A 3,149-nucleotide genomic window follows, 5' to 3' on the forward strand; every position below is an offset into this window, starting at 1 on the left:
CGATCATATAAGATTTCTTGAACTTCACGATAGCTAAGGTTATAACGAAGATAGTAGCCCACGGCTACAATAATCACATCCTGCTGAAATTGCTTGCCTTTAAAATGATCTATCTTGATTCCTCCAAGCTATCTTTTCCATTCATTTTACCTTAAAATCAGTTTATCAGAAAACTTTGCAACAGAACCCTTTAAAGTATTATGAATATTCAAAACAACAGAGGGAGAACAGGAGTGAACACATGGGTGATTTATTAAAAAAAAAGAATTGATGCAATTATTAGAAATTTACCAAAAAATGGGAGAAGAATATCAAAAATTATTTAAAAAAGTGGAAATAAAACTTTATGAACTAACTAAGGAAGCATACATTTCCTAGACTTCGATCCGCCACAAAGCTTATGGCTGCGATTGCTATTCTACCCTGTTCAAATAATGGAAAAGCGATTTGAAATTCAAAAAAAATTTGTTATAATAGTCACATGAGAATCAATGAAGCATATTAAAACTAAATAATGAAAGCTTTGGAATATAACAGATTTTGTTTGTTGGTTATATTCATTGTGATCTGAACAGGCGGTGGACATATAAAAGGTCCATGCAGCCGGGCTGCAATTTTTGCGGCAGCAGAGTATGTAAATAATAAGGGCATACCTGTGGGACAGTTAATTCTGTTCTATAGGTGTGCCCTTTTTTATATATATATTTCTAAATAAAGGGGAGTGAAAAGATGAGATGAAATGGATTTGTAATAATTGGTAAGCAAAAAAACAAAAAATATGAAAGAGGTTTTAGAAATGGTTGAGTATCTAACAAAAAGTAGGCAAGGACAATTTTTAGTTGTCGGTGTTTTATTTACAATCTTAGGGTTTATCTTTATCCCACTAAATGATGCATACAGTTCCATACTATTTTATATTTCAATTTTCTTTTTAGGCTTCTATGCGGCAAAACATGCTGTTGTTGAAACGATTAAAGATCGCTCACCAAATGTCGACCTATTAATGGTTTTGGCAGCAGTTGGTGCAGTAATCATTGATTTTGAGTCTGAAGGAGCGGCGTTGCTATTGATTTTTGCTGCTGCAGAAGTTTTGGAAGATTATGCAACGAACAAATCCACCAGCGCGATTTCAGAATTAATGGCGCAAGTACCCGACACAGCCCAAGTGCTAAAAGAAAATGGGGATGTAGTGGTTACCCCTACGAAAGAGTTAGTTATTGGGGACATTGTCGTGGTATCGAAAGGTGGTCAAATCCCTATTGATGGCTTGATCGACCGAAATGCAATCGTGAATGAAGCGGCTTTAACGGGTGAGTCTGTCCCAGTAGAAAAAGAGTTAAAGGAGGAAGTTTTTGCCGGAACGATTAATGAAGGAAATGTTTTTCATATAGAAGTAAACAAGACACTGAATCAAACCATGTTTTCCAATATTATCCGGATGGTTGAAGAAGCACAAAACAAACCTTCTCGAATCGCAAAGTTTATAGACCGTATTGAAAGTAAGTACGTGATTGGCGTTTTAATTATCATACCTATTTTCATCTTCTTTCTATATTATTTCCTAAGCCTACCATTAGAAGAAGCATTTTATCGTGGAATGGTACTTTTAACAGTGGCTAGTCCATGTGCATTGATGGCATCAGCTACACCGGCTACGTTAAGCGCGATAAGTAATGGAGCCAAAAACGGTATCTTATTTAAAGGTGGAGCCGCAATGGAAGCGTTAAGTACAATGAATATTTTGTATACAGATAAGACCGGAACATTGACGTATGGCGACTTCCAAGTGGTCGATTATCATTTGGACCAAGAGCTGTTAAAAGAAGTCATTTATATGGAGCAACAATCCAGTCACCCAATCGGAAGAGCAATTGTTTCTGCCTTTAAAGAGATTAACTTAGCACAAGTGAATCAAGCGGAATCGATTGAAGAAATTGCTGGTTCGGGAATTAAAAAAGGGGCAATCCTAGTTGGAAAACCGGATGCATTTAAGCAATATGATAAATTTGATCAGTTTGAAAAGCTACTGGAAAAAGGCGATACGACCATATTTGTAGCGAAGGGAAATGAAGTCGTCGGTTACTTCTCACTCCGGGATCGAATTCGTCCGCAGTCAGCGAGTACGGTTGCGGATTTCCAAAAAGAGGGCATCAAGGTTTATCTTTTAACGGGAGATAACGAAAAGGTTGCGGCACAGGTTGCAAAGGAAGTAAAGGTAGATGACTATATTTCTTCCATGTTACCGGAAGATAAAATAGATTTTGTCTTAAAAAGCCAAGGAAAAGAAGAAGTTGTTGGGATGATTGGCGATGGGATCAATGATGCGCCCGCGCTAGCGAATGCAGATATCGGAATTGCGATGGGAAGTGGCTCGTCAGTCGCAATGGAATCCTCTGATGTCGTTGTAGTGAAGAATGATTTGTCTAAATTGTTTTATAGCTATCAGCTAAGCAAGAAATTAAATAAAATCATTATTCAAAATGTCATTTTCTCCATCGCTGTTATTGTCAGCTTGATTACTTTAAATATGTTCGGCGTTCTGGGACTTCCTTTAGCAGTACTATTCCATGAGGGCTCCACAATCCTCGTCATCTTAAACGGCTTGCGGTTGTTAGGGTCCGAAAAAACAAAAGCGGAATTAAGTGGTGCTTATTAGACTGCATCATGATATTAGCTGAAAGGGTGAGCGAATATCTACAGCTTTTTAAATTTGTATCTGTAGGGAATGAAGCTTACCCTTGGCGAAAGCCTAAATCGTCAAAAAAGCTGATAATTTCTGAACAGAAATTATCAGCTTTATCTATTTTAAATACATGCTAAAAATCGTTTATTCAAACTTGATTGTCATCAATTATTAAAAACAATAAAGGAGCTATCATAGAGTTATACGAAAGAGTAAAACAAAAAAGACCGCGCAGTGAAAAACTATTTTCGAAGGAAAACCACTTCTTGATGAGGATCAATTCTTAATCTGATTCAATCCAGTAGACTTACATTACAAACAACAAACAGGAGGAAAAAATCATGCAAAGGTGTATTTTAGGAAAGAAAAATGGTTCTGTTGCAAAGTTTTAAATCTACTATCAAATAAGGTAGAATAATAGAAAAAGATAGCAGGAGGAATGACGATGAATCATTTTAAAGGAAAG

At 36.5% G+C, this 3,149-nt stretch carries 1 protein-coding gene and 1 riboswitch; the gene reads left to right on the forward strand.

Features of this window, described 5'->3' with window-relative positions:
* The first annotated feature begins 557 nt into the window (after positions 1-557).
* Positions 558-666, forward strand: a riboswitch (NiCo riboswitch).
* Between the two features lie 130 nt (positions 667-796).
* A complete protein-coding gene (locus BM212_RS12105; RefSeq protein ID WP_002337545.1) occupies positions 797-2,656 on the forward strand; it encodes a heavy metal translocating P-type ATPase in 1,860 nt (619 codons plus the stop codon).
* The last annotated feature ends 493 nt before the right edge of the window (positions 2,657-3,149 follow it).

Source organism: Marinilactibacillus piezotolerans, assembly GCF_900114235.1.
GTDB lineage: Bacteria > Bacillota > Bacilli > Lactobacillales > Carnobacteriaceae_A > Marinilactibacillus > Marinilactibacillus piezotolerans.

What these genes read in the sequence shown, in the direction of transcription:
- BM212_RS12105 (WP_002337545.1), top strand. Translation starts at nt 797, where the DNA reads ATGGTTGAGTATCTAACAAAAAGTAGGCAAGGACAATTTTTAGTTGTC.